This window comes from Kitasatospora sp. NPDC032757 (genome assembly GCF_055579305.1).
Genome location: NZ_JBVINN010000088.1, coordinates 1 through 5,335 on the forward strand (window position 1 = coordinate 1; position 5,335 = coordinate 5,335).

Annotated in this window: 4 protein-coding genes and 1 pseudogene; 4 read left to right on the plus strand and 1 reads right to left on the minus strand. The window is 67.5% G+C overall.

The window, feature by feature from the left end; genetic code table 11:
- Nucleotides 1-353: 353 nt before the first annotated feature.
- Complete coding sequence (locus ACZ5WK_RS40040; protein ID WP_465555469.1) at nt 354-1,895, minus strand: hypothetical protein; 1,542 nt, start codon at nt 1,893-1,895, stop codon at nt 354-356.
- Nucleotides 1,896-2,030: 135 nt separating this feature from the next.
- On the opposite strand from ACZ5WK_RS40040, the pseudogene ACZ5WK_RS40045 reads away from it, so the two are divergent.
- The 4 genes and pseudogenes from ACZ5WK_RS40045 to ACZ5WK_RS40060 all read left to right on the plus strand — a co-directional run.
- Nucleotides 2,031-2,222 (plus strand): annotated as a pseudogene (locus ACZ5WK_RS40045) (transposase); the annotation flags it as partial.
- A 1,049-nt stretch (nt 2,223-3,271) separates the two neighbouring features.
- Nucleotides 3,272-3,634: a transposase gene (locus ACZ5WK_RS40050; protein ID WP_465555471.1), complete on the plus strand. Its 363-nt coding sequence runs from the start codon at nt 3,272-3,274 to the stop codon at nt 3,632-3,634.
- A gap of 1,204 nt (nt 3,635-4,838) precedes the next feature.
- Nucleotides 4,839-5,087 carry a transposase gene (locus ACZ5WK_RS40055; protein WP_399168722.1) on the plus strand — a complete coding sequence of 83 codons (249 nt, stop codon included), beginning with the start codon at nt 4,839-4,841 and terminating at the stop codon, nt 5,085-5,087.
- The coding region (locus tag ACZ5WK_RS40060) for a transposase (RefSeq protein WP_465555473.1) at nt 5,041-5,335 on the plus strand (295 nt) is incomplete at its 3' end. The genes ACZ5WK_RS40055 and ACZ5WK_RS40060, both read left to right, overlap by 47 nt.

Sequence of the window (5,335 nt, forward strand, 5' to 3'; positions counted from 1 at the left end):
GGTGCGCACAGTGATCACAGGGCAGCGTAGCCCGACTGGAGCACCTTCACCGCCGCCTCTCCGCGGTCCGCTGTATGCCTCTGGATGGCCGTTGAAGGTGACGTTTTCGCCGGTGACCGGCGGGTGCCGCCGGGTATGGGGGTGAGGGCCTGGGGGACGGCGGGGAAGTTGGCGCGGTGAGGTCGCGGCCGGAGCGGGACTGGGGCAATGTGCTTCCCCGGTCCAGTTGGAAGCCGTCCGTTCTTGACTGGAAGACGCAGCAGGGTCGGAGAACGTGCGTTCGGCGGGCAGGACGGGCCAGAACGCCGGGCACCAAAAGCTGATCCACCATCGGCTTCGTCTCTGCGGCCGCCTCATCGCAGGTCGAGCTGCACCGGCGTGTTTCTCCAGGTCTTCAAGTTGTCGAAAAACACCTGGTCGGCCTTGTCCGGCCGGCCGAGGCGGACGGCACGGATGGCTGCGGCGAGGGCGCCGTGCAGCGGGGCGTCCTCGGCTACCGCGGCGAGGTCCTTCAGCTCGCGCAGCCGTCGGACCTGGGCCGGCAGGGGCCGGTCAGCGGCCTCCAAGGCCTGTTGAGCGGCCCATCGGCGCAGGACGTCCCCGGGCAGGTACGGCTTGCCGTTGTGGGTCCACATCAGCGAGGCCCGGATCATGCCGGTCACGTACTCGTTGCTGTCGCTGGGGTGGCTGGTGAAGTCGCGCCACGGCCCGAGCGGCCCGCCCAGGCTATGGGGGCCGTCGGGGAGTCGAACGGTGAGGCTCAGCGTGTCCGCGGTGCCGGGCAGGAACCGGAGCATGGCCGTGACGAGGCCACCCATGAAGATCGGGCCGCTCCGGGCCGCCGTTCCCGCGTCGATCTGCCAGTGGGAGGGGCCGGGGGTCACCAGAACGTCGCGGCAGCCCATGCCTTCCAGCAGGATTGCAATCATGCGCCGCTGGCCGGCAAAGCCGCAGAGCTGGTGCAGGTCGAGGGTCCCGTAGCCGCTGATGCCGTGCCCGGCCAGCATCGCCGTCAGCGCGACCTGCCAGGCCAGCAGAGCTTCCTGCGCCTGGAGAGTGCCGTCGAGGACCTCGTCCCACGGAATGGCCCGGGAGGTGGACCGGAGGTCCATCACCAACTGGTTGTCCTCGTACCGCGCGGACGCGTGCGCCCGGGCATTGCGCAGGTCGCAGTCCAGCCCCTGGAACAGGTCCGCCAGCTCCGGGTCCTGCTGTGCCGCCCGCACGATGGCGGTGGCGTCGTCATGGCGCAGCTTGGTGTAGGGCCTGGACTTGCGGCCCGAAGCGAGCATGATCATTGACGCCAGTACCCTGCCCGGTCCCTCCAGCAGGGACGCGGCGACATCCAGGAGAGCCCGTCCGGCATGGCGCGGGATGTGTGACTGCCGCAAGACCATTGAGATCTGCGTACAGCTGTCGAACACTTCCAGGAGGCCTGCCTTCAGATCATCCTCGAACAGGCTGTCGGCGACGAGGGCGAGAACGCCGTCCGCATGGGCCGTGAGGAGTGCATGGGCTTGCCCGACGAGATCGTTGAACCGTCGGCGGTCGAACATCGTGCGCGCGAACACGTCGTGCAGGGCGAACATCAAGCCTGACGCTCCCGGAGCCCGCGCTCCGAGGACGCGTTCCAGCTCATCAAGGCCCGCCGCGTTGAGGCCGTAGAGATCCGAAGCGCCATAAAACTCGAAACCCTGCGCGAAGAGGACATTAACGACATCCTCCACGGACTCCGCGTCGTCGAACTTGAGAGCCGTCCGGCTCATCCAGGCGGCCTCGTCCGTCAGCTCGGCGAGCACGTCCAGTCGCCGCTGCGCCGCGACGGCGCAGGTTTGGGCGGCAAGGGGGGAGGGGGAGCTGAGCGCTTCCAGGAGAGTTCGCAGTATCTGCTCCATGCTGTCGACGGCTTGGCATGCCAAGTCGACTTGGGCCAGCTGAGGGCGTCTTCGTATAGCGCCGGCAGTGTGGTCGCGCAGCCGGGTCAGCGAAACCACCGACTCGGTGAGGAGGTCTTCGCAGCCGGGGCGGCGATGTGGGTGCGGGACCGGCTGGACGGGCTGTGGCACGACGAGGACTTCGCCGGCTGGTATCCGTGCGACGGACGTCCCGGTCTCTCGCCGGCCCAGTTGGCCACCGTGTGCGTGCTGCAGTTCCTGCTCGGCCTGTCGGACAGTCAGGCGGCGGAGGCGGTCCGCTGCCGCATCGACTTCAAATACGCCCTGGCCATGGAGCTGGACGATCCCGGCTTCCATCACAGCGTGCTCACCGACTTCCGCGAGCGACTCACCCATGACGACCGCGCCGTCCGCCTCCTCGATCTGGCGCTCGCGCGCCTGAAAGAGGCCGGACTCGTATGCGAACGCACCACGCAGCGCACCGACTCCACTCACGTGCTGGCCGCGGTGCGCGACCTGACCCGGCTGGAACTGGTCACCGAGGCAGTCCGCGCCGCGCTGGAGGAAGTGGCCCGCACCGCTTCGCACTTGTTGACCGGCTTGGCCGACGAGGACTGGGGGCGCCGCTACGGCCGGCCGGTGCGTCTGGGCAAGAACCCCACCCGGCCCAAGACCAGGATCCTCGCCGCAGGCGACGACGCCGATCGGCTTCTGGGACACCTCCACCGGCACGGTCCCCGCTACCGGCCCGGCCCGCAGGTCGAGGCCCTGCGGCAGGTCGTTGTGCAGAACTACTACCGCGACGCCGCAGGCCGCCTGCGCTGGCGCACCACTGATGACGGCGGGCTGCCGCCCTCCTCCTCGGCGATCGTCTCTCCCTACGACATCACGGCACCTTACGTCCGTCACGGGCACATCATCCGCTGGAAGGGCTTCGCCACCCACCTCACCGAGACGTGCGCCGCTGGCAGTGTCAACGTGATCACGGATGTGGCCACCACCTCGGCCGCCACCAACGACGGCCAGGCCCTGCCCGGCATCCACACCCGACTGGCGCGTCGCGGGCTGCTGCCCGCCGAGCACCTGGTCGACGGCGGCTACACCTCCCTGGTCCACCTGGAACGAGCCGCCCGCGAACATCAGGTCACCGTCACCGGGCCACTGCCGGGCAATCCCACCAGCCAGCACCGCAAGAACGAGGGCTTCGACCGGGACGACTTCCACATCGACTTCGACCGCCGACAAGTCACCTGTCCCCGCGGCCAGGTCAGCCAGGGCTGGCACGGCCCCTACCCGACCTCCTCACCCACCGCGGCACCCCTGATCGTGGCGCGGTTCACCGAGAGCCAGTGCCAGCCGTGTCCGGACCGCCCCCAGTGCACCAAGGCCCGTGCCCGCAACGTCGGCTTCCCCCACGAGAACTCCGCAACCTGCAGGTCCGCGTCCGCACCGAGCAGCAGACACCCGACTGGAAGGCCCGCTACGCGGTCCGCTCCGGAGTGGAGGGCACCATCAACGAGTTCGGCCACGGACACGGCATGCGCCACTGCCGCTACCGCGGCCAGCCGAAGGCCCACCTGCAACACGTACTCACGGCCATCGCCGTGAACATCGAACGACTCAGCAGCCGACCGGCAACCGAGGAAACCTCCACGTCGAGACAACCGACCGCCTTCCAGACCTTCCTGGACCAGCAGAGGATCCCCCGATCGCGATCCTGGCGAACCCTCGGCAGCTGACCGCGAACATCAAGATCACCGACAGAGTCAAGCTCAGGGCGGCCTCACATAGCCGGCACCGCCGGTCCTCATGGTCTGGCGGGTACCAGGGTTCTCCAGGCCTCTCAGGCCGGTAGTGGGAGTGCTCCATGGGGCCCGTGTCCTCCCCGCACAGTGTCCGCGGAAGGGGGTCCTCGGGGATCTCGGGGTCCTGGCCGACGGCGTGCACCAGGAGCACGGCCGGCTCGCTCTCTGGACTCTCTGCCTGGGCTTGATCCAGCTCCAAGAGCACGATGATCCCTGCCATGCCTCGACAGTGCGGCACAGCAGCCCCCGCCGCACCTCGAAGCGGGGGCTGCTGCTCGGGTCGAACGTCAGCAGTAGATGGCCTGTATCGACACGGAAGTAAACCAGGTTCCTGCCGGAGCGTAGATACTGACGTATGCCTTGGTTCCGTTACCCGTAGCCCAGTTGCTGTCCCTCACCCCGCCGGTGTTCAGGTGGCCCCGGATATAGGGGCACCTACCGTCAGACGCGGTGTCATGGACGTCCCCGGTTATGTACGTCCAGCCGGGTGCCCAGTTCGCCACACAGCCGCTTCCGTAACCCCAGCCGTTGCTCACGGTCCAGGTTTCGTCACATCCTGTTACCGAGGTGCTGGCGGCGGAGGCCATGGGGGCCGTGCCTGCGGTCAGCATTCCGAGAGCTGCCACGGTCAGAGCGATCTTCTTAAGCACGATCAACCTTCCTTCGGGTGTTTGCTGTGTGCAACCAGGACGCACACACAGACCTTGGTTGGTCTACAGCCGATACACGAACGGCTTGAAGAAGTGGCTGGCTGGCTCAATCAATTGATGCCACGAAAGTTGAGGCTCCGGTTCCTCTTGTCGGGGCATATATCACCCCCGGCAATAAAGATGTATGTGTCCGTTGAACGAATTTAAAGCCAAGACAGGTCGAAGAGTGGTCGGGGTCACCTTCTGTCGGCAACGGGTGAAACGGGGTTCTGGATCACTTTCCGGATGCTGTTGGTGATCTTCACCGGTCAGGGTGAGATTGCCGCGATCGGCGGTCGTTGAGCATGCCTGCCTGCTGTTCTGGCCTGGAGGTTCGGGCTGTTCAGTGGGGGTGGGCTGCGGTGGCGATGGGGTACTGGTCCGGGCGGGAGATCCCGGCGTTGACCGTGCGGATGGCTCGGGCGAGCAATCCGAAGGGGACGACGGCGATGTGGGTGCGGGATCACCTGGAGGGTCTGTTCACGGACAGCGACTTCGAGGAGTGGTATCCCGCTGGCGGGCGTCGTGGTCTGTCGCCGGCTCGTCTGGCGCTGGTGTCGGTGCTGCAGTACGCGGAGAATCTCACCGACCGGCAGGCCGCCGAGGCCGTCCGGTGCCGTTTGGACTGGAAATTACTGCCTGGGGCTGGAGTTGGACGATCCGGGCTTCGACTTCTCGGTGCTGAGCGAGTTCCGTGACCGGATGGCCGAGGGCGATCGGGCGGACCGGCTTCTGGCGGTGATGGTCGAGCGCCTGGCGGAGGTCGGGTTGGTCAAGCGGCGCGGACGGCAGCGGACCGACTCCACGCACGTCCTGGCTGCGGTGCGGCGCCTGGACCGGATCGAGCTCGTCGGGGAAACCCTGCGGGCGGCCCTGGAGGAGCTGGCCGCCGCCGACGAGGAATGGGTGTTCGTCCTGGTCACGGACGAGTGGGCCCGGCGTTACG

Excerpts from the sequence above, each read along its gene's own strand:
- ACZ5WK_RS40040 (WP_465555469.1), bottom strand. The coding sequence starts at position 1,895 with ATGGAGCAGATACTGCGAACTCTCCTGGAAGCGCTCAGCTCCCCCTCC.
- ACZ5WK_RS40055 (WP_399168722.1), top strand. The coding sequence starts at position 4,839 with ATGTGGGTGCGGGATCACCTGGAGGGTCTGTTCACGGACAGCGACTTC.